Origin of the sequence: Pseudactinotalea sp. Z1732, assembly GCF_049724975.1 — a bacterium.
Lineage (GTDB): Bacteria > Actinomycetota > Actinomycetes > Actinomycetales > Beutenbergiaceae > CALKWS01.
This window is the reverse complement of record NZ_JBMPQC010000001.1, coordinates 79570-105200: the sequence shown is the minus strand read 5'-3', so window position 1 is coordinate 105200 and position 25631 is coordinate 79570. Positions and strand designations below refer to the sequence as shown.

The 25631-nt window shown below is 71.5% G+C and carries 25 protein-coding genes and 1 tRNA gene; 14 read left to right on the top strand and 12 right to left on the bottom strand.

The genetic code is table 11. The annotated features are described in order from the left end of the window. Positions 1 to 34: 34 nt before the first annotated feature. Together ACPL7H_RS00455 and ACPL7H_RS00450 are read right to left on the bottom strand one after the other, a co-directional pair. Entirely contained in the window at positions 35 to 829 is a 795-nt protein-coding gene (locus tag ACPL7H_RS00455) for an ABC transporter permease (protein ID WP_424795234.1), read from the bottom strand. Further along, positions 826 to 1851, bottom strand: a complete 1026-nt coding sequence (locus tag ACPL7H_RS00450; protein WP_424795233.1) for an ATP-binding cassette domain-containing protein — start codon at positions 1849 to 1851, stop codon at positions 826 to 828. The genes ACPL7H_RS00455 and ACPL7H_RS00450 overlap by 4 nt, the downstream gene beginning before the upstream one ends. A 116-nt stretch (positions 1852 to 1967) precedes the next feature. Between ACPL7H_RS00450 and ACPL7H_RS00445 the strand changes: the two genes are divergently transcribed. Together ACPL7H_RS00445 and ACPL7H_RS00440 are read left to right on the top strand one after the other, a co-directional pair. Beyond that, positions 1968 to 2726, top strand: a complete 759-nt coding sequence (locus ACPL7H_RS00445) for a TetR/AcrR family transcriptional regulator (protein ID WP_424795232.1) — start codon at positions 1968 to 1970, stop codon at positions 2724 to 2726. A 217-nt stretch (positions 2727 to 2943) separates the two neighbouring features. Beyond that, a complete protein-coding gene (locus ACPL7H_RS00440; RefSeq protein ID WP_424795231.1) occupies positions 2944 to 4044 on the top strand; it encodes a 3-deoxy-7-phosphoheptulonate synthase in 1101 nt (366 codons plus the stop codon). 45 nt (positions 4045 to 4089) lie between these two features. Here ACPL7H_RS00440 and ACPL7H_RS00435 read toward each other — a convergent pair whose 3' ends face one another. The 5 genes from ACPL7H_RS00435 to ACPL7H_RS00415 all read right to left on the bottom strand — a co-directional run bounded on the left by ACPL7H_RS00435 (position 4090) and on the right by ACPL7H_RS00415 (position 9801). Beyond that, the gene (locus ACPL7H_RS00435; protein WP_424795230.1) at positions 4090 to 4575 is read right to left on the bottom strand and encodes an NUDIX hydrolase; all 486 of its coding nucleotides are present in this window, start codon (positions 4573 to 4575) and stop codon (positions 4090 to 4092) included. Between the two features lie 271 nt (positions 4576 to 4846). After that, positions 4847 to 6028 (bottom strand): ROK family protein, encoded by a 1182-nt coding sequence (locus tag ACPL7H_RS00430; RefSeq protein ID WP_424795229.1) that lies wholly within the window; start codon positions 6026 to 6028, stop codon positions 4847 to 4849. Between the two features lie 67 nt (positions 6029 to 6095). Further along, positions 6096 to 6169: transfer RNA gene (locus ACPL7H_RS00425), tRNA-Pro, on the bottom strand. An 81-nt stretch (positions 6170 to 6250) separates the two neighbouring features. Further along, entirely contained in the window at positions 6251 to 7243 is a 993-nt protein-coding gene (locus ACPL7H_RS00420; protein WP_424795228.1) for a metallophosphoesterase, read from the bottom strand. Positions 7244 to 7260: 17 nt separating this feature from the next. Further along, a complete protein-coding gene (locus ACPL7H_RS00415) occupies positions 7261 to 9801 on the bottom strand; it encodes a transglycosylase domain-containing protein (protein WP_424795227.1) in 2541 nt (846 codons plus the stop codon). Positions 9802 to 10130: 329 nt separating this feature from the next. On the opposite strand from ACPL7H_RS00415, the gene ACPL7H_RS00410 reads away from it, so the two are divergent. From ACPL7H_RS00410 to ACPL7H_RS00400, 3 genes are all read left to right on the top strand, one after another. Next, a complete protein-coding gene (locus ACPL7H_RS00410; protein WP_424786762.1) occupies positions 10131 to 10481 on the top strand; it encodes a WhiB family transcriptional regulator in 351 nt (116 codons plus the stop codon). A 74-nt stretch (positions 10482 to 10555) separates the two neighbouring features. Beyond that, a complete protein-coding gene (locus ACPL7H_RS00405; protein WP_424786761.1) occupies positions 10556 to 10717 on the top strand; it encodes a DUF4177 domain-containing protein in 162 nt (53 codons plus the stop codon). Next, positions 10714 to 11172, top strand: coding sequence for a RidA family protein (locus tag ACPL7H_RS00400; RefSeq protein ID WP_424786760.1), 459 nt, complete (start codon positions 10714 to 10716; stop codon positions 11170 to 11172). Before ACPL7H_RS00405 ends, ACPL7H_RS00400 begins: the two co-directional genes overlap by 4 nt. A gap of 30 nt (positions 11173 to 11202) precedes the next feature. Here the strand turns inward: ACPL7H_RS00400 and ACPL7H_RS00395 are convergent, their stop codons facing one another. The 4 genes from ACPL7H_RS00395 to ACPL7H_RS00380 form a co-directional block, all read right to left on the bottom strand. After that, positions 11203 to 11880 carry a Crp/Fnr family transcriptional regulator gene (locus ACPL7H_RS00395; RefSeq protein WP_424786759.1) on the bottom strand — a complete coding sequence of 226 codons (678 nt, stop codon included), beginning with the start codon at positions 11878 to 11880 and terminating at the stop codon, positions 11203 to 11205. 95 nt (positions 11881 to 11975) lie between these two features. Continuing rightward, entirely contained in the window at positions 11976 to 12890 is a 915-nt protein-coding gene (locus tag ACPL7H_RS00390; protein ID WP_424795226.1) for an alpha/beta fold hydrolase, read from the bottom strand. 70 nt (positions 12891 to 12960) lie between these two features. Then, a complete protein-coding gene (gene acs / locus ACPL7H_RS00385) occupies positions 12961 to 14958 on the bottom strand; it encodes an acetate--CoA ligase (protein ID WP_424795225.1) in 1998 nt (665 codons plus the stop codon). A gap of 111 nt (positions 14959 to 15069) precedes the next feature. Beyond that, complete coding sequence (locus ACPL7H_RS00380; RefSeq protein WP_424795224.1) at positions 15070 to 16155, bottom strand: hypothetical protein; 1086 nt, start codon at positions 16153 to 16155, stop codon at positions 15070 to 15072. Positions 16156 to 16673: 518 nt separating this feature from the next. Between ACPL7H_RS00380 and ssd the strand changes: the two genes are divergently transcribed. From ssd to ACPL7H_RS00335, 9 genes are all read left to right on the top strand, one after another. Then, entirely contained in the window at positions 16674 to 17750 is a 1077-nt protein-coding gene (gene ssd / locus ACPL7H_RS00375; protein WP_424795223.1) for a septum site-determining protein Ssd, read from the top strand. After that, a complete protein-coding gene (locus tag ACPL7H_RS00370; RefSeq protein ID WP_424795222.1) occupies positions 17747 to 18940 on the top strand; it encodes a TadA family conjugal transfer-associated ATPase in 1194 nt (397 codons plus the stop codon). The genes ssd and ACPL7H_RS00370 overlap by 4 nt, the downstream gene beginning before the upstream one ends. Continuing rightward, a complete protein-coding gene (locus tag ACPL7H_RS00365) occupies positions 18937 to 19800 on the top strand; it encodes a hypothetical protein (protein WP_424786753.1) in 864 nt (287 codons plus the stop codon). Before ACPL7H_RS00370 ends, ACPL7H_RS00365 begins: the two co-directional genes overlap by 4 nt. Further along, on the top strand, positions 19800 to 20354 hold the full coding sequence (locus ACPL7H_RS00360; RefSeq protein ID WP_424786752.1) for a type II secretion system F family protein: 555 nt from the start codon (positions 19800 to 19802) through the stop codon (positions 20352 to 20354). Before ACPL7H_RS00365 ends, ACPL7H_RS00360 begins: the two co-directional genes overlap by 1 nt. A 164-nt stretch (positions 20355 to 20518) precedes the next feature. Next, entirely contained in the window at positions 20519 to 20728 is a 210-nt protein-coding gene (locus ACPL7H_RS00355) for a DUF4244 domain-containing protein (protein WP_424786751.1), read from the top strand. A 39-nt stretch (positions 20729 to 20767) separates the two neighbouring features. Next, positions 20768 to 21091: a TadE family type IV pilus minor pilin gene (locus ACPL7H_RS00350; RefSeq protein WP_424786750.1), complete on the top strand. Its 324-nt coding sequence runs from the start codon at positions 20768 to 20770 to the stop codon at positions 21089 to 21091. Next, positions 21088 to 21621, top strand: a complete 534-nt coding sequence (locus ACPL7H_RS00345; protein ID WP_424786749.1) for an Rv3654c family TadE-like protein — start codon at positions 21088 to 21090, stop codon at positions 21619 to 21621. The genes ACPL7H_RS00350 and ACPL7H_RS00345 overlap by 4 nt, the downstream gene beginning before the upstream one ends. 24 nt (positions 21622 to 21645) lie before the next feature. Next, on the top strand, positions 21646 to 22404 hold the full coding sequence (locus ACPL7H_RS00340; protein WP_424795221.1) for a phosphatase PAP2 family protein: 759 nt from the start codon (positions 21646 to 21648) through the stop codon (positions 22402 to 22404). 84 nt (positions 22405 to 22488) lie between these two features. Further along, complete coding sequence (locus ACPL7H_RS00335; RefSeq protein WP_424795220.1) at positions 22489 to 24846, top strand: DEAD/DEAH box helicase; 2358 nt, start codon at positions 22489 to 22491, stop codon at positions 24844 to 24846. Positions 24847 to 24876: 30 nt separating this feature from the next. On the opposite strand, the gene ACPL7H_RS00330 is transcribed toward ACPL7H_RS00335, so the two are convergent. Beyond that, positions 24877 to 25464: a hypothetical protein gene (locus ACPL7H_RS00330; protein ID WP_424786746.1), complete on the bottom strand. Its 588-nt coding sequence runs from the start codon at positions 25462 to 25464 to the stop codon at positions 24877 to 24879. Between the last annotated feature and the right edge of the window lie 167 nt (positions 25465 to 25631).

Sequence of the window (25631 nt, the reverse complement as noted above, 5' to 3'; positions counted from 1 at the left end):
TGCCGGGGCGCTGCGGGGGCGTGGCGGGGGCGCCTCAGCGCGCGACTCGGCGCGGGAAGAACCAGGCGGTCAGTGCGACCGCCACCGCGATGATGCCCACGCTCCAGGCCAGGGCCACGAGCGCCTCAGAGCCCACCGAGCCGCCGGCCAGCGCCGTGCGGATGGTCTCGATGACCGGGGTCACCGGTTGGTGGGTGGCGAAGGGCTGCATCCAGGCCGGCATCGTCTCGATCGGCGCGAAGGCGCTGGAGGCGTAGGGCAGGAACAGCAGGATGAACCCGTACCCGCTCGCCGCCTGGGGGGATTCGGCAATCAGGCCGAGCATGGCGAACAGCGCGGTGATAGCCAGGATCCAGAGCGCCACGCTGCCGGTGGCGACGACCCAGCCGAGGATGCCCGCTCCGGGGCGGAAGCCCACCGCCACCGCGACGACGACCACGAGCGCGGTGCTGACGAGGTTCCGTGCCAGTGAGGCCAGGGTGTGGCCGGCCAGCACGGTGGCGCTGGGGATCGGCATGGTACGCAGCCGGTTCATGGTGCCGGTGGTCATGTCCTGGCTCACCGAGACCCCGGTTCCGGCGGCGCCGAACCCCGCGCAGGTCAGGATGATGCCGGGCACCACGTAGGTGAGGTAATCGGTGCGTGCTCCTGCGCCGACGTCCATCGCACCGCCGAAGACGAAGGTGAACAGCAGCAGCATCATCACCGGCAGGATCACCGCCATCAGCAGGGACTCCACGTCCCGCATGCTGTGGCGCATGCTGCGCCCCACGAAGATGCTGGAGGCGCGCAGGACGCCGGAGCCGGTGGTCAGGGGAAACGTGGTCATCGCTGTGCTCCTTGGAGTCGGGTGGGGGTATCGCCCGCCGCGTGGGGGCCTGCCGGGACCGGATCGACTGGCGTCGGGTCGGAGGCGTCGGGGTCGGCCGGGTCCGTATCGACACCCGGTGCGGGTGCCGGCCGGGTGCCGGTCAGGTGCAGGAACGCCTCGTCCATCGTGGGGCGGCGTAGGGACACCCTGGCCTCGGGCTGGTTCCTGGCCAGATCGGCCAGGACGTGGGCGACGTGGCCGGCCGAGCCGTCGGTGGGGAACTCGCTGGTCAGGTGCCCCTCGTCGTCGCGCAGTTGCAGAACGGTGCCTCCCACTCCGGACTTCAGTTCCTCCGGGGTTCCCTGGGCCACGATCGTGCCCCGGTCGAGCACCGAGATCCGCTCGGCGAGCACGTCGGCCTCCTCCAGGTACTGCGTGGTGAGGAACACGGTGGTCCCCGCCTCGGCGAGGGCGCGGATCTGATCCCACAGACCCTGCCGGCTGCGCGTGTCCAGGCCGGTGGTGGGTTCGTCCAGGAACAGCACCGCCGGGGCGCAGATCATGCTGATGGCCAGGTCGAGACGACGCCGCATCCCTCCGGAGTAGGTGCTCACCGGCTTACTCGCCGCCTCGGTCAGGTCGAACTGGCGCAGCAGATCGGCTCCGCGGGCGCGTGCGTCTGCGCGGGGCAGGCCCATGAGCCTGCCCATCATCACCATGTTCTCGGTGCCGGAGAGGAGTTCGTCCACGGCGGCGAACTGACCGGTCAGGCTGATCATGCGCTGCACCGTCCGCCGGTCCCGGGGCAGGACCCGGCCCAGGATGCGGACGTCGCCGGCGTCGGGTGGGACGAGGGTGGACAGGATGTTGATCAACGTGGTCTTGCCGGCACCGTTGGGGCCGAGCAGGGCGTGGATGCGCTCATCGACCCGCAGGTCCAGACCGTCCAGGACGGTGTGGGTGCCGTAGGCCTTGCGCAGTCCGGTGACATCGATGGCCGGTGCGGATGACGTTACTTGCGTCTGCATTGCGTGTGACATAGACAGAGTATGACATACGCAGTGGATGTCGTACACAGTCAGTTTCGGAGCCGGGCTCACGGGCACCGCCGGCACGTGCCACCATTGGGCGATCGGACCCAGCGCAGTGAGGTGGCATGAAGGACACGACCGAGCACGGCATCCCGCGAGTGGTGGCCATCGCCTGGGGGATGCTCGAGGCGCCCCAGCGCGGGCCGAGTCGCGCGCTGAGCCATGAGCGGATTGTGAGCGCGGCGATCGAGATCGCCGATACCGACGGACTGGCTGCGGTGACGATGCAGCGGGTGGCGCAGTCGCTGGGGTTCACCACGATGTCGCTGTACCGGTACGTCTCCAGCAAGGACGAACTGCTGACGCTCATGCAGGATGCCGCCGTGCAACTGCCCAAGTCCGGCACCTGGCCGCCCCCGGAGGGCTGGCAGGAGGGCCTGCGGCAGTGGGCCGCACACCTGCGCGACATCTACCGGGCCCGGCCCTGGCTGCTGGAGATCCCGCGTAACGCGATCGCGTTGCTGATGCCCAACTCGATGGAGGTCGCCGACCGGGCGCTCGCGGTGCTGTCGACGGTGCGGATCACGATGGAGCAGAAGATCGCCGTGGTGCTGAACCTCAGCCTGATGGTGGCTGGGTTCGTCCGGCTGGAGCAGGAACTGACCTCGGCAGAAGATCTCACCCTGGATGCCGAGGGCCTGGCCCTGCTCAGCGAAGTCATCACCGATGAGCGCCTGCCCACCCTGGGCCCGATGACCCGGGCAGGGGAGTACGTCGCCAGACCCGACTCGGGGGAGTCGCAGGACGTCGACGTGGAGTACTCCATGGGCCTGGACTGGATGATCGCCGGCATCGAGCGCTTGGACGCCGCCGCCTCCGAGTAGGCCCCGGCCCGCACCGCCCCATCGGTACGGGTGTAGGCTGGGCACATGCGTTGTGCGACCCAGTATTGGTTTAGCGTGTCGGCCCCGGCCGGCGCGTTGACGAACTGACGCGCAACCGGAGCCGACACAAGGCGTGGACCCCCAGGGTCCGCGCCTTTCGCCATTCATGAGGCGGTCGCTCCGGTCAGGGCGGTCCGCCCGAACCGAGAGGACCCCCATGCTCACTGCTGAACGCACCAACGACCTGCGGGTGCGCAGTATGCAGGCACTGCCCACACCGGCGCAGGTGCTCACCGAGTTGCCGCTGCCCGCCGCGGGCGCCGACCTGGTCGCCCGCTCGCGCAGAGCAGCCCAGCGCATCCTGGACGGTTCCGATGACCGCTTGCTCGTCGTCGTCGGTCCCTGCTCGGTGCACGACCCCGCCGCCGCACTGGACTACGCGCGGCGGTTGGCGGTGCTGACCGAGGAGTTCGATGAGGACCTGCACGTGGTGATGCGGGTGTACTTCGAAAAGCCCCGGACCACCACGGGGTGGAAGGGCCTGATCAACGATCCCGGGATGGACGGCAGTTACGACATCCCGCGCGGGTTGCGGCTGGCCCGACAGGTGCTGCTGGACGTGCTGGCCACCGGTGTGGGCGTGGCGTGTGAGTTCCTGGAGACCACCTCACCGCAGTACATCGCCGATACGGTCAGTTACGGCGCGATCGGGGCCCGCACCGTGGAGTCCCAGTTGCACCGCCAACTCGCCTCGGGGCTGTCGATGCCGATCGGCTTCAAGAACTCCTCCGACGGCGACGTGCAGGTGGCCATCGACGGCGCCGTGGCCGCGGGTGCCGAGCAGACCTTCCTGGGCGTGGACGCCGGCGGGCGCAGCGCCGTGGTGCGCACCATCGGCAACGCCGACGCGCACGTGATCCTGCGGGGTGGGCGCCGCGGCCCCAACTACGCCCCGCCGGCCCTGACCGATGCCCTGGACCTGCTGGAGCGGGGTGGGCGCCGTCGGCGGCTGGTGGTGGACGCCTCGCACGGCAACTCGGGCAAGGACCACGTGCGCCAGGCCCAGGTGGCCGGGGAGATCGCCGCACAGGTGGCCACGGGCCAGGACGGCATCGCCGGGGTGATGCTGGAGAGCTTCCTGGTGGCGGGGCGCCAGCAGCCGGCGCCGGCCGGGTTGGTGTACGGACAGTCCGTCACCGATGCGTGCATGTCCTGGGAGACCACCGAGCAGGTGCTGGAGCAGTTGGCCGCGGCCGTCCGGGCCCGCCGGGCGGGTGCGCCCGCGACGGCGCCGGGTGAGGCACTGGTCGCCGGCTGACGGCCTCGCCGGCCGGCCCCCTCACCGCCCGGGTCCGCGCGGGCCTCAGCGGGCCAGCAGCGGTCCGCCGTCGGGGTGGTCGAGGAACGCGCGGGCGTCGGCGAGCCGCTCGATGGTGGACTCGGCCAGCGGCTCGGGCAGGTCCTGGGGTCGGAACCAGCCCACGGCCTCGGACTCGTCGTCGCCCACGCGGGCGGTGCCGGAGATGTAGTCGGCCACGAAGTTCAGGTTCAGGTACTGGGCGATGTCGCCGTTGCCGTGGGTGATCACCGGGGTAGCGCGGATCGAGGCCAGGGCACGCACCCGGGCGACCACGCCGGTCTCCTCGGTGATCTCCCGTTCGAGGGCCGGCACTGGTTCCTCCCCGGGCTCGGGGATGCCGGAGATGACCGCCCACAACCCGTTGTCGGAGCGTTTGCCGAGCAGGATCGACCCGTCCTCGCGCAGGACGACCGCGCTGAGTCCGGGCAGCCACAGCAGGTCGTGACCGATCCGGGTGCGCAGGGTGCGGATGAACTCCGGGATGGGCATGCTGGTGAGCCTGCCATGATGGCCGGCGGCTGCGGCGCAGGATCGCCGCCAAGGGCCCCGATGGCGGAGCCTGGCGGTCAAGTGTCCCGATGGCGAGCCTGGCCGTCGAGGGCGAGCCTGCTGGCACTCGCCCTCGGCTGTCACGCTCGCCCTCGGCTCTCGGCTCTCGGCTCTCGGCTCTCGGCCCTCGGCTCCCGGCCCTCGGCTCCCGGTGGCCGGGCCGACGCGAAGGCGTTGCAGGGTGATGAACCAGCCCACAGCCGTGGGCGGCTCAGGCGATGAGGGCGTCGATCTCGGCGGGGGAGAGGACGTGGTCGATCGCCATCGCGCTGGCTCCGAGCACGCCGGCGTTCTCCCGCCCCTTGGAGAGCACGATCTGCAGGTCCTGGGTGGCCAGCGGCAGTGAGCGCCGGTAGACCACCTCGCGGATCCCGGCGACCAGCTGCTCGCCGGCCTCGGCGAGGTTCCCCCCGATCACCACGATCGAGGGGTTCAGCAGGCTCACCGCGGCGGCCAGTACGGAGCCGATCTCCCGACCCGCCTGATACACCGCCCGGGCGGCGGCGGGGTCGCCGGAGCGCACCAGGGCGACCACGTCGGAACTGCTGCGGGCAGCCATGCCCTCCCGCGCCAGTGTCTCGGCGATGGCAGCACCCCCGGCGATCGCCTCCAGGCAGCCGAGGTTCCCGCACCGGCACGGCACCTGCGCGCCGCTGGGCACCGCCACGTGCCCGATGTCCCCGGCCGAGCCCTGGGCCCCGCGGTGCAGCACTCCCTCGGAGATGATGCCCGCCCCGATCCCGGTGCCGAGCTTGACGAAGAGCATGTCCGCAACGTCGGGCCACCAGGTGCGGTGCTCACCCAGGGCCATGATGTTCACGTCGTTGTCCACCAGCACCGTGGTGCCCAGTCCGGCGGCCAGGATCCCCGGGACGTCGCTGTCGTCCCAGCCCGGCATGATCGGCGGGTTGATCGGGCGTCCGGTGGAGTGCTCCACCGGGCCGGGTAGGCCCACCCCGACCGCCGCCAGGTCGGTCAGGGTGCGACCGGCGGCGGCGGCCAGGTCCCGCCCGGCCGTCATCACGTGGGCCAGGACCGGCTCGGGTCCGTCGGCGATCGGTCGGGTGGCGTAGGTCTGGGCGAGCACGTTGGCGGCGAGGTCGGTCAGGGCGAGGCGGGCGTGGGTGGCGCCGAGGTCCACCGCAAGGACCACGCGGACATCCGGCTGGAAGGCGAAGGTGGTGGGCGGACGGCCGCCGGTCGAACTGGCCTCACCGGCGGGGGCGATCAGGCCCGCGGCGAGGAGGGAGTCGATCCTGGCGGCGATGGTGGAGCGGGACTGGCCGGTGATGCTGACCAACTCCGCGCGGGTGCGGGCGGACCCGTTGCGGAACAACTGGAACAACTCACCCGCACCCGTGGTCCGGGTGGCCAGTCGCACCGGTTGGCTCATGGTCTCAGTGAATCACGAAGCACGAGGGCCCTGACCTGCACATGGTGCAGATCAGGGCCCTCCATCGTCGGGGTGGCGGGATTTGAACCCACGACCTCCTCGTCCCGAACGAGGCGCGCTACCAAGCTGCGCCACACCCCGAGCCCGGTCAGGATAGCCGAGGTGAGCACCCGAGGTGAAATTGTGTCTGGGTGGGACTGATCACTCCGCCGGGGACGGTGATCAGCCTCGCGGGACAAGGGTCAGCAGGGTGGCCTCAGGACGGCACGCCAGCCGCACCGGCGTGTAGGGGGAGGTGCCCAGACCGGCGCTGACGTGCAGCCAGATGGAACGGGCGTCCTGGCCCGGCTTGGCGCCCGGCCAGCGGTGCAGACCCTTGGCCATGGCCGGCGGCAGGTCGCAATTGGTCACCAGCGCCCCGTACCCGGGCACGCACACCTGCCCGCCATGGGTGTGTCCGGCCAGGACAATGTCCGCCCCGTCGGCACGCATCGCTCCCAGCACCCGGGCGTAGGGGGCGTGGGTGACGCCCAAGCGCAGCACCGCGCGGTCGTGCTCGCGGGAGGCGGCCGACGGCGGGTGCTCGGCCCGGGTGGAAGCGGACGACGGCGGGTGGTCCGGTGGCGGCAGTTCGTCTCGGTGCAGGTGTGGGTCGTCCACACCGACCAGGGCCACATCCAGGTCCCCGAGCCTGAGCCGGTCGCGCCTGTTGGTCAGATCCGACCAGCCGTGTGCCCGCAGCGCGGCGCCGAGTTCCTCCCCAGGCAGGCGCGGGGCAGAGGGGGGCGTGCCCGAGCGACGGGGCCGCAGGTAACGCAGCGGGTTCTTCGGCACCGGGGCGTAGTAGTCGTTGGAGCCCATCACGAAGGCGCCGGGGGTGCCCAGGAGCGGTTCGAGGGCCTCCAGCACCACCGGCAGCGCGCGGGCGTGGGCCATGTTGTCCCCGGTGTTGATGACCAGGTCAGGGCGTAGATCCGCGAGCGCGCGCACCCACGCGATCCGGCGCCGGTGCTCGGGGAGCAGATGCAGGTCGGAGATGTGCAGCAGCCGCACCGGGTCCGCGCCGGCAGGCAGCACCGGTACCTCCACCCGGCGCAGCGCGTACCAGTGCGCCTCGAGAAGCGACCATGCCAGCACGCCGGCACCGGCGCTCATCAGTGCCGCGGCGGCGGTGCCCAGGCGCCGGCCCGGGCGGGCAGTTCGCACCGGCGCCATCGCAGCCCCGGTGGTGCTCAGCCTCCACCCCTGCCGCCACCGCGGTTGCCGCGTTCACCCGGGCGGGAGTCCTCGCCGTCGTCGCGCCAGGACGGGCCCCGGTTGTGACCACGGTCCGCGCCGCCATGGCCCCGGGCGGACGCGTCGGCGTTTCCGCCACCGCGGGAGCGGGCGTCGGTGTCACCGTCACCGGAGTCCTCATCGCCGGAGTCGCCGTCGTCGTCCTCGTTCGAGGCACTCTGGCTCGGTCGCAGAGTGATCGTCGACCCGGGTTGTACCCGGGACCCCGACACAGGCTCGGTCGCGCCGACGTCGCCGTCGTCGGCCCAACTGTTGTCCACCGGATCGCCCACATTCACCTCGAAGCCCTCGGACTCCAGGTACGTTGTGGCGCCATCGATACCCCAGCCGACCACGTTGGGCACCGGCACCCGGTCACCGTAGATCTGACGCTCGGTCGCCTCGGGGAAACTCTCCGCGGGCAGTCCGTCCACGGCCTGTGCCATGTACCGCTGCCAGATCGGTACCGGTAGCACGCTGGAGTACACCCGGGGGTAGTAGCGGCCGTTGATGGTGGTCCCGATCATCGGTACGCCACCCTCGGAGTGGCCCACCCACACCGCGGTGGCCAGTTGCGGCACGTAACCGACGAACCAGGCGGCGGTGTTGTCGTTGGAGGTCCCGGTCTTGCCGGCCGCGGCCCGTCCGGGCAGCGCCGCGCCGGAAGCGGTGCCCTGGGACTGACCGACCACCTGCTGCAGGGAGTGGTTCAAGCCGTTGACCACGTCGGCGTCCAGGCGTTGTTCGCAGCCGGCCTCGGGCACAGGCAACTCCTCGCCGTCTGCGTCGGTGATGCTGGTGATCGCGATCGGCTGGCAGTAGGTTCCGCCGGAGGCGAAGGTCGCGAAGGAGGAGGCCATGGTCAGGGGTGCGATGTAGTTCGCACCGAGCACCATCGAAGGCGTCAACTCCAAGGGCCGCCCATCCGGGGCGGTACCGTTGCCCACATGCAGGCCGGTGGAGCGGGCGATCTCATCGACGCCGCACACGTCCATCTGGTTGGCCATGTCGACGAACGCGGTGTTCACCGACCGGGTGGTGGCCTCCTGCACGCTCATCATTCCGGTGCCGATGCCCTCGATGTTGCGGGGGTCGTAATCGGCCGCCACATCCGGCGCGCAACTGAAGTTCCAGGAACTACGCGGGAAGTGCTGGCCCTGGGAGCCATCCACCCGGTCGGCCAGGGAGTTGCCTTGACGCAGCCACTCAGCTAGTACATACACCTTGAAGGTCGAACCGGTCTGGAACCCGTCACCCCCGCCGTAGGCGCGATCGACGTTGAAGTTCACCTCGGTGTTGCGGGTGGCATCCTCTTCCGGCCTGCCGTAGTCGGTGTTCTGGGCCATCGCCTTGATCTCACCGGTCCCGGGCTCCACGGTGGAGATCGCCGTCGACACCCCGGAGGGATCATCGGCGGGAATGGCATCCATCACGGTCTGGTGCGCCTGCTCCTGCATGCCCAGGTCGATCGTGGTGTGGATCTCCAGGCCGCCGCGCAGGAGCAACTGGCGCCGTTCGGTTTCGGTATCCCCGAACGCGGGATCATTGGTGATGATGCGGGTGACGAAGTCGCAGAAGTAGGCCGCATGCTCCGCGGCGCCACACCCGGTGGGGGTGGGGGTGATGTCGAGCATGTCCTCCACGTTGGTGGCGACGGCCTCGTCGTACTCGTCCTGGGTGATGAAGTCTTCCTCGAACATGCGGCTGAGCACACGGTCCCGGCGCACCTGGGCGTTCTCCGGGTGGGCCTGCGGGTTCCACCGGGCGGGGGACTGGGTGACGCCGGCCAGCAGCGCGGACTCGACGATGTTCAGGTCCGCAGCGCCCTTGTTGAAGAAGTACCGGGCGGCGACCTCCACCCCGTACTGGGACGGGCCGAACTGGGCGATATTGAGGTAGCCCTCGAGGATCTCGTCCTTCGTGCGCACCCGCTCCAGGGCGATGGCGAGTTTGGCCTCCCGCAACTTGCGTCCCAGGGTGGCCGCCCGGGCGGCTTCGACGGCCTCGGCATCATTGGCGATCTGCCCGGCTTCGATCAGCACGTTCTTGACGTACTGCTGGGTCAGGGTGGAGCCACCCTGGACGGTGTTGCTGGTCAGGTTCGTCACGGCCGCGCGCATCAGACCCTCGGGGTCCACGCCCCCGTGCTCATAGAAGCGGTGGTCCTCGATGGCGATCACCGCGTCCGCCATGTGCGGGGAGATCTCCTCCAGCGGCACCACGATGCGGTTCTGGGCGTAGTAGGTGGTCAGGAGCGTGCCGTCCGCGGAGTACATCCGGGACTGCTCGGAGACCCGTTCGCTGCCCAGGTCCTCGGGGAGTTCGTCGAAGAGTTCGGTGGAGGCGTTGGCGGTGGCCCCGACAGCGGCGACCATCGGCATCACCAGCCCTGCAGTGAGCACTCCACCGGTTGCTGCCACCAGCACGAATGCCAGGAACAACGACAGCAACTGAGCGGGATTCACCGCCCGCGAACTACGGGATCGAGGCGTGGCCATCCCACTAGCCTACGATGCGCACGCGCATGTGAGCCGTCGGCGGGGCCGGATCGCCCATTGCGTGCCACACATCCGGATAAGGTTCACGATTCCTTCACGGCGCTCCTCCATGGCGGGAGGTGGTTCGGTGCGCTCGCCCGGGCACCTTCCCGTGGGGCCACGACCGCACCGGAGAGGCATATTGCCGGCCCGTCAATGACCGACCCGGGCGAGGGCGGCGGAAGGTCGGGTTTGGCAAACCATGCCGCGGTACCTTATGTTCTCAAGAACAGGTAAAGTGCGAAGCGGTATAGGGGCCGCTTTCACCCCTCAACGTGGAGGTTCTTGCGATGAGTGTGGACATCGATCAGAGTTGGACGGCCCGTGCGGCCTGCGCCAAGGAAGCACCGGACGATTTGTTCGTCCAGGGTGCTGCGCAGCGGTCGGCACGAGAGATCTGTTTTTCATGCACGGTCCGCACCGAGTGTCTGGCGGATGCGCTGGACAATCGAATCCAGTTCGGGGTCTGGGGCGGGATGACCGAGCGGGAACGCCGCGCACTGCTGCGCCGCAGTCCCGAGGTGGGGTCTTGGTCGGAGTTGCTGGAGGGGCTCGATGGCAACGACCTCGACGTGCTGCTCGGACAGCGCTGGGGACTTGGCCGGAACCGGCGCAACGTAGCGCGGGCCGCCGGCAGTTAGTGCGCCTGACCGTTCGTCGGTGGGCGGGGCGGGTCCGAGCGAGCCCGGTGCGCGCGCTGCCGTAGGATCGGCCCATGGCTACTTGGGAGTACGCAACGATTCCGTTGATCATCCACAACACCAAGGCGATCCTGGACCAGTGGGGTGCCGACGGCTGGGAACTCGTACAGGTCGTGCCCGGTCCGGAAGGGACCAACAACCTGGTTGCCTACCTGAAGCGGGAGAAGAGCGAATGAGCGTGTCGGCGCGCCTGGCTGAACTGGGCATCGAACTGCCGGAGGTGGTCGCGCCGCTGGCCGCCTACACTCCGGCGATCCGCCATGGCGACCTGGTGTTCACCTCCGGGCAGCTCCCCGTTGTCGGTGGCGAACTGCAGGCCGCCGGCAAGGTAGGGGGGGAGATCAGCCCCGAGTACGGCTATGACCTCGCCCGGCTGTGCGCCCTGAACGGGGTCGCGGCGGCCGCCCACATCGCCGGTGACGTGGATCAGCTCAGTGGCGTGGTCAAGGTGGTCGGATTCGTCAACTCAGCCCCGGACTTCAGCGGCCAGCCCGGCGTCATCAACGGTGCCTCGGAGGCGTTGCAGGAGATCTTCGGCGACGCCGGTGTGCACGCCCGCTCCGCCGTCGGTGTGGCGGCGTTGCCGCTGGGAGCCCCGGTCGAGGTGGAGTTCGTCTTCTCCCTCTCCTGAGCGTCCCTCGCCAGAGCGTCCGGGTGCTGGTTAGCGGGCGCGGCGGCGGAGCCGCTCGATGTCGATGAGGGTGACGCTGCGTCCGTGTAGTTGCAACCAGCCGCGGGAGGAGAACTCCGCCAGCGCCTTGTTCACCGTCTCCCGGGTGGCGCCGACCAGTTGGGCCAGTTCCTCCTGGGTCAGGTCGTGGGTCACGCGCACCCCGTGATCGGTCTGCTGGCCGAACCGGCGGCCCAGGTCCAGCAACGCCCGGGCCACCCGGCCGGGAACGTCGGAGAAGATCAGCGAGGAGACCGTGTTGTTCGTGCGCCGCAACCGCTGGGCCAGGGAACGCAGCAGGTGCTGGGAGATCTCGGGGCGTTCATCGAGCACACGCAGCAACTCGGTGTGGCTCAGTTCGGCCAGCTCGGTGGTGGCCAGCGCCGTGGCGGTCGCGGTGCGCGCGCCCGGATCGTAGAGCGAGACCTCACCCAGGATCTCCCCGGGACCAAGGATGGCCAGCAGGTGCTCACGGCCATCCGGCGCGGTGTGCCCGAGTTTGACCTTGCCCGAGGCCACGATGAACAGCCGGTCGCCCGGGGAGCCCTCGTGGAAGATCTCCTCCCCGCGCCGGAAGGTCAGGTCGGTCATCTTGGCCCGCACCGCGGCGAAGCTTTCGTCGTTCAGCTCGGCGAAGAGCGGCGCTGCGCGCACCACGGCCTCGTTCATCGAAGGATCCCTTTCATCGTGTGCACCGTCTGTGAGGTATTCCACAGTGTGTCATGAGATGGCGCTCGCGCAGGTCAGGACGGCGCGCCGCGTCCTCAGTCGTCCCGGTGAACACGATCCAGCCAAGCGGTGAGCGCCGCCGTGGTCCGCTCCGGTGCTTCCTCGGGCAGGAAGTGTCCGGCGTCGGCGATCACCACTCGCCGGTAACCGGAAGCGGCCAGGTCCCGGTCCCGGTCCGCGGCCTCCACCGGCAGGAATCGGTCCGCTCCGCCGTGGATGGCCAGCACCGGCACCCGGACCGCGGCGGAGACCGCGCGCCGGAAGGCGCGTCCGTCGCTGCGGGGAGTGGAGCGCACCAGCCACCGCACCTGCTCCATCGCGGAATGGGCGGAGAAGGACAGCCGCATCGAGTCGGCGTAGATCCGCGCCTGCCCGCAGCGCCACCCCGGGGCCGACCAGTCCTCGAGAACCCGATAGGCCATGGTTCCGTGGGTCAGGGCGCGTTCGGGGAACCACGGCGCCTGCACGCGCGCCAGCCACCGGATCGTGCGCAACGGAGCCGTCCGGGCGGTGACCGCAGCCAGTCGCGCCGGGTGCGGCGCCGCCAGCGGCGCGACCGCGCGCACCACCCCGGGTGTCAGCGACGGCATGGACCAGGCGACCTGCCCGCCCAGGCCATGACCGACGACGACGGCGCGGGCCGCGCCGAGGGAGCGGATCGCCGCGGCCACGTCGGCGGCCAGGACCGGCAGGTCGTACCGGCCCGGAGGCTTGTCCGAGGCGCCGTACCCGCGCAGGTCCAGGGCGGCCACCCGGTAACCCCGCTCACCTAGGGCGACGAGCTGGTGGCGCCAGGCGAACCAGTTCTGCGGAAAGCCGTGCAGCAGCACCACCAGCGGGGTGGTGCCATCATCCGGCCCGGTCAGGGCGGCGTGGATGCGGGTGCCGTTGGCCGGGATCATCCGGTGCTGCCACGGCCCTTCGCGCAGAACCAGATTGGGGTCGTTCACGCTGATCAGGCTAGTGCCGGCGGTCGGGACCGGTGGCACCGCCCGCCGGCGCGCGCAGAACGCGCCGCGGTCAACTCGAGGCTGTCGGTGCGTTCATCCCCTGGGTGATCAGGTCCATCACCGAGGAGTCAGCCAGGGTGGTGACGTCCCCGACCGGGCGCTTCTCGGCCACGTCGCGCAGCAGCCGGCGCATGATCTTGCCCGATCGGGTCTTGGGGAGCTCGGCCACCACCAGGATCGAACGGGGCTTGGCGATCGCACCGATCTCCCGGGCGACGTGGTTGCGCAGGACCGAGACGACATCGTCGCCCTCACCCACCTCATCGGCTCGTTCGACGGCCTCACCGCGCAGGATCACGAACGCCACCACCGCTTGCCCGGTGGTGTCGTCCGAGGCCCCCACCACGGCCGCCTCGGCGACCCACTCGTGGGAGACCAGGGCGGACTCGATCTCGGTGGTGGACAGGCGGTGCCCGGATACGTTCATCACGTCGTCCACGCGTCCGAGCACCCAGATGTCGCCGTCGTCGTCGTACTTGGCGCCGTCCCCGGCGAAGTAGGTGCCCTCGAAGCGGGACCAGTAGGTGTCGCGGAAGCGCTGCTCGTCACCCCAGATGCCGCGCAGCATCGCCGGCCACGGCTCGGTGATGACCAGGTAGCCACCACCGCCTGGGGCCACGTGTGTGCCGGCGTCGTCCCAGACCTGGGCCTGCACGCCGGGGATGGCGACCTGGGCCGAGCCGGGGGTGAGGGTGGTGACACCGGGCAGGGGGGAGATCATGATCGCCCCGGTCTCGGTCTGCCACCAGGTGTCCACCACCGGGGTGCGGTCGCCACCGATCACGCGCCGGTACCACATCCACGCCTCGGGGTTGATCGGCTCACCCACGCTGCCCAGGATGCGCAGGGAGGACAGGTCGTACTCGGCCGGGATGGACTCGCCCCACTTCATGAAGGTGCGGATCGCGGTGGGTGCGGTGTAGAGGATCGACACCTTGTACTTGGCCACGATCTCCCACCAGCGGCCCCGGTGCGGGGTGTCCGGGGTGCCTTCGTACAGCACCTGCGTGGCGCCGTTGACCAGCGGGCCGTAGGTGACGTAGGAGTGACCGGTGACCCAGCCGACGTCGGCGGTGCACCAGTACACGTCCGTCTGCGGCTTGAGGTCGAACACGTGGTGGTGGGTGAAGGCGGTCTGGGTCAGGTACCCACCGGTGGTGTGCAGGATCCCCTTGGGCTTACCGGTGGTTCCGGAGGTGTACAGGATGAACAGCGGGTGCTCGGCGTCCACCGGCACCGGTGCGTGCTCGGTGGAGGCCCGGGCGACCTGCTCGTGCCACCAGAGGTCCCGGCCGTCGGTCCAGTCCACGTCCTGCTCGGTGCGGCGCACCACCAGCACGTTGGTGACGGAGGATCCCCCGGAGACCAGCGCTTCGTCCACAGCGGGTTTGAGGGCGGAGGGCTTGCCCCGGCGGAAGCCGCCGTCGGCGGTGATGACCACCTTGGCCTCGGCGTCCTCGATCCGGGTGCGCAGGGCATCGGCGCTGAACCCCCCGAAGACCACCGAGTGGGGCGCCCCGATCCGCGCACAGGCCAGCATCGCGATGACGGCCTCGGGGATCATCGGCAGGTAGATCACCACCCGGTCCCCGGTTCGCACCCCCAGGTCTCCCAGCACGTTCGCCACGCGGGAGACCTCATCCTTGAGCTGGGCGTAGGTCAGCGTGGCGGAGTCCCCGGGTTCACCCTCGAAGTAGATCGCCACCCGGTCACCCAGGCCGTTCTCCACGTGCCGGTCCACCGCGTTGTACGTGGCGTTCAGGCGCCCGTCGGCGAACCAGCGTGCCGTCGGTGCATCGGAGAAGTCCAGATCCTGGGTGAACGGGGTGTCCCAGGTCAGCAGCGAGCGCGCCTGCTCCGCCCAGAACCCGGGCATGTCGGCGTTCGCCTGCTCGTAGAGCTCCGGTGAGGAGTTGGAACTGGCGGCCAGTGCCTCATCGGGTGGGAACGCGCGCTTCTCCTGCAGCAGGTTCTCCAGTGCGGGTGACGCGTTGGTTGAGTCGTTCATCAATCCTCCAGGCAGCCTCAATGGTGCAGATCCATCCATACCCTAAGACGATCGGACGGCTCCGCGGTACCTGGGACCCTGGATCGGCGGCGACGGAAGCGATCCGGTGGCTCAGAGTGCCTCGACAGCCGCGCGGCGACGTTCCTCGCGCCTGCCCTGTCGGCGCGCGCCGTGGGAGATCACCCCGGCGAGGATCAGCACGACGCCGTAGGCCAGGATCCGCCCGGTGTTGCCGTCGGTGAGCAGGTGGTCGTAGACGTTCTGCCCGAACTGGCCCAGCCGGGTGAAGATGTCGGAGTACTCGGCCAGGAAGTCCTCGACCATCTGGGGGATCGCCAGGAACGCACCGCCGATCAGGGTCGCGATGCTGCCCATGATGATCGGGCCCACCGAGGACCACCGGGCCCCGATCAGCACCACCGCCAGCAGGAGGAGCCCACCGGCGATCTCCACCAGGGCGCCGAAGTGGATGGCATCGGGCGCCACCTCGCGTGCGTTGGTCCAGCGCTCCCCACCGTCGGCGATCAGGTACCAGGCCGGCGGTGTGAACACCAGCGTGATCAGCACGACCCACCAGTGCGCCTGGGCGCGCGAGCGCGGCGGGTCGTCCCAGTCCTGGAACGGGTCCTCCTCGTTGATCTCGGTCCGGGAGTGGCGCGCGTCGTCGGTGGCCGCGGGGGCCCGGCCGGTCCGCGCGGGCGCGGTGGCGCCCGGGGCGGGAAGGGCGGTGGTGCGCACCTCGCCCTCGGCCGGTTCCTTGTCGGCGTCACGGGAGCGCCCGAAGCGACCGAACCGGCGCTCGCGCTCTTCGCGCAGGGCGGCGTCGTCGTCGCGGGTCGGGGACGCGGCCGGTACGGCCATCGTGGCCTCGTCCTCGGTTGAGCGGCCGGTGTAGTCGCCGTTCCCGCTTCCTGCGTCACCGGTCGAGTGGGCACCCGGGTCGGCCTCGGCGTCGGTGGCGGACCGATCGACGTCAGGACGCTCGGACGAGGAACTCATGGCCGTCGTGGGTTCGGCGTCGCCCGGTTCGCTCCAGGAGTTCCCGGTGCTGCCGGTGCCCTCGGCAGGGGCGGGGCCGGGCAGCGGCCCGGGGGAGACTTCCTCGCCCGCCGCGGCGCCGGGTGCCTCATCGGAGGTGACGGGCTCGGCGTCATCACCTTGGTCGCGTGCCTCGTCATGGCGCGGGTCAGTGCTCACAATGCCTCCAGGTTGATCCGGATGCGTTCACCGTAGCGATCCGATGCCGGCCGCGCCCCCGGGCGCGCCGGAGGTGTCCAATCCGCCCTACGCACAACGACGACGCCCGGGCGGGGCGCCGTCGTCGCCTTCATCGTGCCGGTGAGGTATCAAGCGTGCTCATCTCGTATGGGTCGCTACGGGACTTGCCCGTTCGCCCGGTCCTATGCGTGGACTGATCGCGCGTGGGTTCTCACTGCCCGATGGAGTTGTCCTTCCTTTGTACCCCGTTATCGGCCCGAGCGCGAGTGGTTCGGCGGATCTATCCGCGTGCTGGTCTCATCTTGTGGGCACTGCGCTGGACACCGCCGGCGAACTGCGCGTGCGCGAGAGCGGTGCTCCGATGCGGTGCTTGTCCACAGCGACTGTGCTTCGGGGGCGGCGTCCACAGCGTGCCCCGGCGGCCGTGCTGCGGGAGGGCGTGGTCGGCACGCTGAGAGGGCCCGAAGGGCGTTGGCCGAGCAGGGAGGCGGAGCGGGATGGATCGGGACCACGACCGGCAGGAGAGCGAGCCCGACGCACCGCCGGTGGCGCTGCGGTCGGCTGATCCGGCGCTGATCGAACAGGTCCGGGCGATCGGGGAGTTGCTGCAGGTGGCGATCCTCATCTGTCCGCCCGGTGCGCCCGCGCCCCGTGCCCGGCTGCTGTTGGAGGACGCCACACAAGCGGTTCCGTCCCACCCGTCCTGGGGTGCCTCCGTGCTCCCGGTGATGGCCGGGGATGGGGAGGCCCCCGATCGTGGTGGCCGGTCCGGGGGTGGGCCCGACGGCGGGAGTCGGCACGGGATCCTGCGGCTGCCCCGGCAGGGGGAGGAGCTGCTGCGGCGGATCCGTGCCGCTGCCCGGATTCGGCAGGCCGTGGTGGTGGGGGTGGTGGGTGCGCGGGGTGGTGTGGGTGCCTCCAGCCTGGCTGCGGTACTGGCTCGGGCCGCAGCCGCCGACCGGGCCCGCACCGCCCTGGTCGACCTGGATGCCGTGGGCGCCGGAGTGGACCTGCTGCTCGGTATCGAGGATGAGCCGGGCGTGCGCTGGGCGGACCTGACCGCCCCGGAGGGGGACTATGACAGCCAGCAGTTGACCGCCGCCCTGCCGACCTGGCACTCGGCCCGGGTGTTGTCGGCGGACTGGCGCGGGGGAGTGCCGGCCCCCACCGGCGATGCGGTGCTGCAGGCCCTGTGGGGGGACCTGGATGTGATGGTGCTGGACATCGCCCGCCACGACGGCTGGCACCGCTGGTCCCGGATGTGCGATGCCGTGGTGCTGCTGGCCGGTTGCGACGTGATCTCGGCGGCCGGGGTGCAAAGCACCCGGAGGGCGCTGGGGGCCGGTGCGGTGCACCTGGTGGTGCGCGGGCCCTCCCCGGGCGGCCTGACCGCTGCCGAGATCGCGCAAGCCTGCGATGTGCCCCTGGCGGCACAGATGCGCCCGGAACGGGCACTTGCCGCCGGCCTGGAACGAGGAGTCGCGCCGGGTGATCACGGCAACGGGCCGCTGATGCGGACCGGACGTGCGCTGGCCGTCGCCCTCGACCTGACCGGCCGGAGACGCGCCGCATGACTGCGGGGGCGCTGCCCGAGCCGGTGCCCGTGGGGCACGCGGACGACTCGGAAGCCCGGTCCTCGCTGGCGCGAATCCGCACGCACCTGGCTGCCGCCGGAACCGGCGCACAGTCGGTGACCACGGCCGTGCGATCGGTGCCGGGGTTGCGCTCGGACCACCAGCGCTGGCACCTGGCCAGATCGGCTCACCAGGACGTGGCCGGCGCAGGGGTGTTGCAGCCGCTCCTGGATGATCCGGAGGTAACCGACGTCCTGGTCAACGGTCCCGGTCAGGTCTGGCTGGACCGGGGTGCCGGACTGCGGCCGGTGGACGTGCCGGGGCTGGGACCGGTGCGCGCGCTGGCCACCCGGCTGGCGGGTGCGGCGGGGCAGCGCCTCGATGACGCCGCACCGGTGGCCGAGGGCAGGTTGCCGGACGGCACCCGGCTCCACGCGGTGCTGGCGCCGCTGGCCACCGTCGATGCGGTGATCTCGCTGCGCAGCATGCGGCGCCGGGCCCTGTCCCTGGCCGAACTACGCGAGCAGGGGTTCGTCGATGGCATCGGCGCGCAGATCCTGGACCAGTTGGTGCAGGTGCGGGCCAACGTCATGGTCTCCGGGGCCACCGGCGCCGGCAAGACCACCCTGCTGGCGGCGATGCTGTCCCTGGTGCCGGCCACCGAGCGGATCCTGTGCATCGAGGAGGCTGCCGAACTTATGCCCGATCATCCGCACGTGGTGCACCTGCAGGTGCGACGCTCGAACGTGCAGGGCGCCGGCGGGGTGGGACTGGACCAGTTGGTCCGTACCGCGATGCGGATGCGGCCGGACCGGCTGGTGCTGGGGGAGTGCCGGGGTGCGGAGGTCCGGGAGGTGCTCGGCGCGTTGAATACCGGCCACGACGGCGGCTGGGCGACCGTGCACGCCAACGCCGCCGGTGACGTGCCGGCCCGGCTGGTGGCGCTGGGTTCCCTGGCCGGTCTGGATCCGGCAGCGGTAGCGGTGCAGGCGGCCAGCGCCCTGGATGCGATCGTGCACCTGCGCCGTGACGGCAGGCGCCGTTACCTCGACCAGATCGCGGTGATGACCCTGGACTCCGCGGGCGCCATGACCTGTCCGGTGGCGATGTCGGCCGGCTCCGACGGGGCGTTCAGCCCGGGCCCCGCCTGGCCCGCGCTCGCCGCGCGCTTGGATGCCGGACCGCGATGAGCCCGGTCTGGGCGACGCTGACCGCCGGCGCGCTACCCCTGCTGCTGGTGGTGGCGGCGGCGGCCTGGACCCTGCCGGGGCGGCCGGTGGGCCGCACCGTCCGCGCCGCAGGCATGTGCGCGCGGGGTGGCCGGAGCGCCCTGGAGGGTGAGGGTCTGGACCCCGATCGCGATGGCGATCACACCCGCGGCACCGGCCGAACGCGCGGGATTGCCCGATCTGGCGGTGCCGGCCGAGCGCAGGGGTGGCGGCAGCGACTGGCGCACCGGCGCCGGCGGCCACCACCGGTGGATCTGGGTGCAGTGCTGACCGAGGTCGCTGCCCGCATCAGTGCCGGGGCCGCGCCCGGGCGGGCCTGGCAACTGGCGCTACCGGGCCGCGTGACGATGGGGCGAGCGGGCATGGCCGACGACGGCGTGCCGGCGGCGCTGGGGGCGTTGCGGCCGGTTCCGGCGCACCCGGGCCGGCCCATCGTGTTCGGGCGGCGCCGGGCCGGCAAGGACCACGTGGCACTGATCCATCAGATCGCCGGGGCGGAGGTGGCGTGCCGGATGGCGCACACGGTGGGGGCTCCGCTGGCCCGGGTGCTCCAGGCCAGCGCGGACGGTGTGGTCGAGGCGGGCCGTGCCCGGGCAGCACGACGCACGGCGCTCGCGGCCCCGCGTGCTACCGCCCGGCTGCTGGGTTGGTTGCCCCTGGCCGGGCTGGTGCTGGGCAGCGCGTGGGGTGCCTCTCCGGCCCAGGTCCTCTTCGACGGCGGTTGGGGCAGCGCCTGCCTGGTACTGGGAGTCCTGCTGATGGCGGCGGGTCACCTCTGGTCGGCCCGACTGGTGCGTGCTGCGGAACGGGTCGGGTCGTGATGAGCCCGTGGTGGGTTCCGGTGCTGCTGGTGCTGGCGGCAGCGCCGTGGGCGCTGCGACGGCCGGCACCGGCGCCCTCCACCGGCAGTGCGGGAGGTGCGGACGGACGCCCGACGGCGGAGGACGCCCGGGTGGACGCCGCTGTTCTGGCGGACATCCTGGGCGCGGCGATCCAGGCCGGTGCCTCGATCCCGGCTTCCCTGGCGGCGCTGGGCCGGGCGGTGCCGGGCGAGCAGGGGCAGGAACTGCAGCAGGTGGCCGCGACCCTTCGCCTGGGTGGGGACTGGCCGGCGGCGTGGGCGCGGGCAGGCCAGGACCTGCAGACATTGAACCGGGCACTGCAGCCGTCCTGGACCGACGGCGTGGCGCCCGGCGGCCTGTTGCGGCACGCCGCGGCGCAGATCCGAAGGCGCCGGGCGGAGGAGGCGCGGGAGGCCGCGGCCCGCCTGGGTGTGCGTCTGGTCCTGCCGATGGGCCTGTGCTGGCTGCCTGCGTTCGTGCTCCTGGGGTTGGCCCCGGTGCTGTTGTCCACCGGTGGTTCGCTCTGGCCCTGAGCCCGGTGGTTCGCCCGGACCCTGGATGGCCGCCGGTCCACAGAGCGCAGCCGCCGCGACCGGTGTCCACAACCACTCGGGCGGCCCCGGCACGGGGTGGGCACGGCATCCCACAGTGGGTGCACCGCACCCGCCGACCGTGTGGGTGCAGGAGGGAGAGAACCATGGCCGAAACCCACGTCGGGGCCGAGCTCCGGCGCCGGTGGTCGGCGGTGCGACGCACCACCGATGCCGGGATGGCCACCGCTGAGTACGCCATCGCCACCCTGGCGGCGGCTGCGTTCGCCGGGGTGCTGCTACTGATCCTGCGTTCCGATGAGGTGCGCGGATTCCTGATGGGCATCATCCGGCAAGCGCTCTCGGTGGCGGGCTGACCCATGGCCCACCACCGACGAGCAGCGCAGCGGGGTTCGGTGACCGCCGAGCTCGCGTTGTGCCTGCCGGCAGTGCTCCTGGTGCTGTTGTTGGTGGTGACCCTGGGGGCGGCGTCCGTGGCGCAGTTGCGTTGCACGGACGCCGCTCGCGCCGGGGCCCGGGCGGCAGCCCTCGGGCACAGCCAGGCCGAGGTGCACCGGATCGTGGCAGACCGGGCAGGTGACGGCGCCGCGGTGCGGATCGATGCCGGCCCGGAGTGGGTTCGGGTGCAGGTCAGCCGGCCCCTGGTGAGCCAGTGGTGGGGAACCTGGCGCATCAGTGCGGAGTTCTCCGCCGTCCCCGAACCCAGCGCCGAACCGTGACCGCCGCGCAGGGCCGGCAGGGATCAGCGGCGCACCCCGGACCGGAGGGGGCCCGCCTGGTCCGGGCGGAACGTGCTCGGGCAGGGCCGGGCCGAGGCGACCGGGGCTCGGTGACCGTGCTGATGCTCGGGGTGATCTCCGTGGCCCTGGTCCTGGCCCTCGGCCTCGGCGCCCTGGCCCGGTCCACCAACGCCCAGGCCCGGGCGCAGGGCGCTGCCGATCTGGCCGCGCTGGCCGCCGCGCACGAGTACGCCCGCAGTGGCGTGCCCGGGTGCCCGGTGGCTGCCCGTGTGGCGGCTCGGCACCAGGTGCAACTGACCGAGTGCCGGGCCGTGGGACCCCTCGTACAGGTCCATGTGGTGGTGTCCCTCCAGCCGCTGCCGGGATGGCGAACCAGTGCTCACGCCGGGGCGCGGGCGGGACCGGTCGGCATCGACCCGGGCGGCGCACGCGCCACCTCCCGCCTCCCGCGCGGTTCACCCCACCTCCCGGCGCCTGCGAGCCTTCTGCGACAGGTCCGCCCTTTGTGACAGGCCCTCGCCGGCTCCTGCAGAATGGATGGTTTCGACCACGGCGGGAGGCCAGCCATCGACCAGGAAGGCAACAGGAAGATCCGGCATGGCGATCTGGGTGAGGTCCGTCTGACCGGCGCACGTTCGCGCCTGAGCGCTGCTGCCGGCCTGACCGTGGGCGCGGTTCTGCTGGTCCTCGCGACAACAACGGTCGGGCTCGTGTTCGTTCCCGGCCCGGGCGTCGGTCTCGACCTCACCTTGCTGTCGCGGTGGTCCTCGTCCGGTCCCGGCACGATCACCGCCGCCGGCATGCTCTCAGGCCTGGCGGACCGGTGGGTCTCGGTGGCGCTGACCGTGGTCGTGGTGGGCGTGTTGTGGTGGCGGACCCGGCGACCCGACCTGCCTGCGGTCGCGCTGCTGGCGCTCGCAGGCGGGGCGGTGCTGATGGCGGTGACCAAACTCCTGGTCGACCGGCAACGGCCGGGGGAGGCGGCAGAGACCGCCACGTTCTCCGCTTTCCCTTCCGGTCACGCAACCCGGGCGATGGTGCTCGGGTTGCTGCTGGCCTGGTTGCTGGTGCGGTGGCGGCGTAGTTGGCGGCGGTTCCTCCTCGCCGCGGGAGTCCTGGCCCTGGCGGTGGGGGTCGGACTCACTCGAGTGGTCCTGGCGATGCACTGGCCCACCGATGTGGTCGGAGGCTGGATGCTCGGGGCGGCCTGGTTCGCGGTGGTGCTCCTCGTGCTACGACCGGCCTGCACGGGCCCGCCCCGGGCCGGCCGGCACCCAGCCGCAGCCGGCTGAGGCTGCCTGCTCCGGCGCTGCGGACCAGTGGATTGCGAGGCGCTCGCCACCCACCGCCGTCGGGTCCCTGAGACAATCACTCAGGTGACGTCCGCAGCAGCCGAGGTGGTGTTGGCCGGCCGGGCCGACCGGTTGGTCCACCTGCACCAGATCCCGGCCCGGCCGGCCCGGCACGGCACCTGGCCCACCTGGTCCGACCCCCAGATGGTCGCCGCCTATGCGGCTCGTGGCGTGCACGACCCCTGGACCCACCAGGTGGAGGCGGCCCAGGCTGCCTGGGAGGGCAAGCACGTGGTGCTGGCCACCACGACCGGTTCGGGCAAGTCCCTGGCCGCCTGGCTCCCGGCGGTCTCGGCGATCCGCGCACCCGTCGGCACCGGGCGGATCTCGCAGCTGCGCCGCCGGCCCACGGCGCTGTACCTGAGCCCCACCAAGGCCCTGGCAGCCGACCAGTTGCACGCCCTGAGCGGGCTGCTCACCGACGGGGGTATCACCGATGTCCGGGCGGCCACCTGCGACGGGGACACCCCGCTGCCGGAGCGGGACTGGGCCCGGGACTACGCCGACATCGTGCTGACCAACCCCGACTTCCTGCACTTCGCGATGCTCGAGGCGCACCGCCGCTGGGACCGGTTGTTGCGCGGCCTGCGCTTCATCGTGGTGGATGAGTGCCACGCCTACCGCGGGGTGTTCGGGGCGCACGTGTCGCTGGTGCTGCGCCGGTTGTTGCGGATCGCCTCCCGCTACGGCGCGGAGCCGCAGGTGATCATGACCTCGGCCACCACCGGGGACCCAGCGGCCACCGCGGTGCGGATGCTGGGCGTGGATGCCGGGCGGATCCACGCCGTGGTCGACGACGGCGCGCCGAGCGGGCGGCGCACGATCGCCCTGTGGCAGCCGGCCCCGGCGCAGGTGCCGTGGAGTGAGGAGCAGGAGAAGGACGACGACGAGGGCCCCCGCCGCTCGGCCCTGGCCGAGGTGTCCGAACTGCTGGCCGATCTGGTCGGCGCGGGCCACCGCACCCTGGCATTCGTGCGCTCCCGGCTCGCCACCGAGGTCGTGGCCCAGCACACCCGGGAGCACCTGCACCTGGTCGGCGCCGACATAGGACCGGGGGCCGTGGCCGCCTACCGCGGCGGCTACCTGCCCGAGGAACGGCGCGACCTCGAACAGCGCCTGCGCACCGGTGACTTGCTGGCCCTGGCCACCACCAACGCCCTGGAACTGGGGGTCGACATCGCCGGGCTGGACGCGGTGCTGATCGCCGGCTGGCCCGGGACCCGGGTCTCGATGTGGCAGCAGGTGGGCCGGGCCGGACGAGCCGGCGCCGAGGGGCTGGCGGTGCTGGTGGCCAGCAACAACCCGCTGGACAACTACCTGGTGCACCACCCCGAGGCGATCTTCGAGGCCGATGTGGAGGTCACCACCTTCGACCCGACCAACCCCTACGTGCTCGGCCCGCACCTGTGCGCGGCCGCCGCCGAGGCGCCCCTGACCGCCGAGGACCTGCCCCGTTTCTCCCTGACCGACACGGCCGTGCTCGATGCGCTCACCGCGCGGGGCCTGCTGCGCCGCCGGGCCGGCGGGTGGTACTGGAACTACGACCGTCCCGAACGACCGGCGGACCTGACCGACCTGCGCGGCGGGGGCTCGGCCCAGGTGCAGGTGGTCGAGGCCGACACCGGCAGGGTGCTGGGGACGGTGGATGAGACCCGGGCCGATGCCAGCGTGCACACCGGGGCGATCTACATCCATCAGGGCCGCACCTTCCGGGTGGAGGTTCTCGCGGACGACGTGGCCCTGGTGGTCGAGGCGGACGTGCCCTACCGCACCCGCGCGCGCACCGACAAGGAGGTGCGGGTGGTGAGCACCCGGACCTCACGCACCTGGGGGCCGGTCACCTGGGGGTTCGGCGACCTGGAGGTGGCCTCCCGAGTCACGGGGTATGACCGGCGGCGTCTGCCCGGTATGGAGATCGTCGGCTCCTACCCGCTGGAGATGCCCGAACGCACCCTGGCCACCACCGGATGCTGGTGGACCGTGCCCGAGGACGTGCTCACCGAGGCGGGTGTTGGTCCCGGCGAGGTGCCCGGCGCGCTGCACGCCGCCGAGCACGCCGCGATCGGGCTGCTCGGGTTGATCGCCACCTGTGACCGTTGGGACATCGGGGGGCTGTCCGCGGCTCTGCATGCCGACACGTTCGCGCCCACGGTGTTCGTCTACGACGGCCTCCCTGGTGGCGCCGGGTTCGCCCAACGCGGTTTCGAGGCCGCCCGCACCTGGATCAGCGCCACCCGGGACGTGATCGCGCACTGCCCCTGCGCCACCGGTTGTCCATCGTGCGTGCAGTCACCCAAGTGCGGAAACAACAACTCCCCCCTCGACAAGGCCGGGGCGCTGCGGGCGCTCGGCCTGCTGTGTGACGTCGCCCCCTCGTCGTGAGCCCGGCGCCGGGCCGGTGGCCGGTGAGTTCTATCCGGTCTCGGTCTCCACCCAGGCACGTACCTCGGCGGCCGTCTCGGCAGCGGACCGATCCGTGGTCTCGAACCGCCGGTGGCCCAGTCGCTGTAGCAGGGCGGTCGCCCCGGGGGCGACGCCGTCGTCGGCTGAGTCCAGGACGTGGTGCTCCAGATCGCGCACATTCTGGTCCGACCACTCCAGGTCCCGCTTGGATGGCTTGGCGTCCAGCCGGTCCTGCCCGTGGTTGCGTGCCAGCCGCACCGACAACGGCGCCAGCAACTCGGCCACCCGCACCGGCGCGCCCACGTCGCGGTACGGCTCGGTGATGTGTTCCACGTACCGCGTATCGCCAGGATCGGCGAAGTCCCAGACCACGGTGAAGATCAGGTCCAGCCCGGCCTCGGCGGCCTCTTCGATCACCCGGCGGCGGAACTCGAGGTCCAGGGTGGTGAACGGCGGGGTGCCGTAGCCGAACACCTCGAGTAACGGTTCGATCGTGTGGTGGTTGTGGAACAACCGGAAGTCGCTGGTGGCAGCGATCCGCCGGCCGATCGTCATCTTCCCCACGGCCGGGGGACCGGTCAGGAGCAGGAATCTCATGGCGCCATCGTGGCCGCTGCCGCGGTGTACGCCAACAAGATTCGGGCCCTCGACAATGGGATGGTGAACCGCCAGGGCGCGCCCCTGCCGGGAGTGGCGTACGCACCATCTCCGGGCAGATAGACTCGGCCGGATCCATGTCCGGTTGGACGTGCAGCCGGACACAG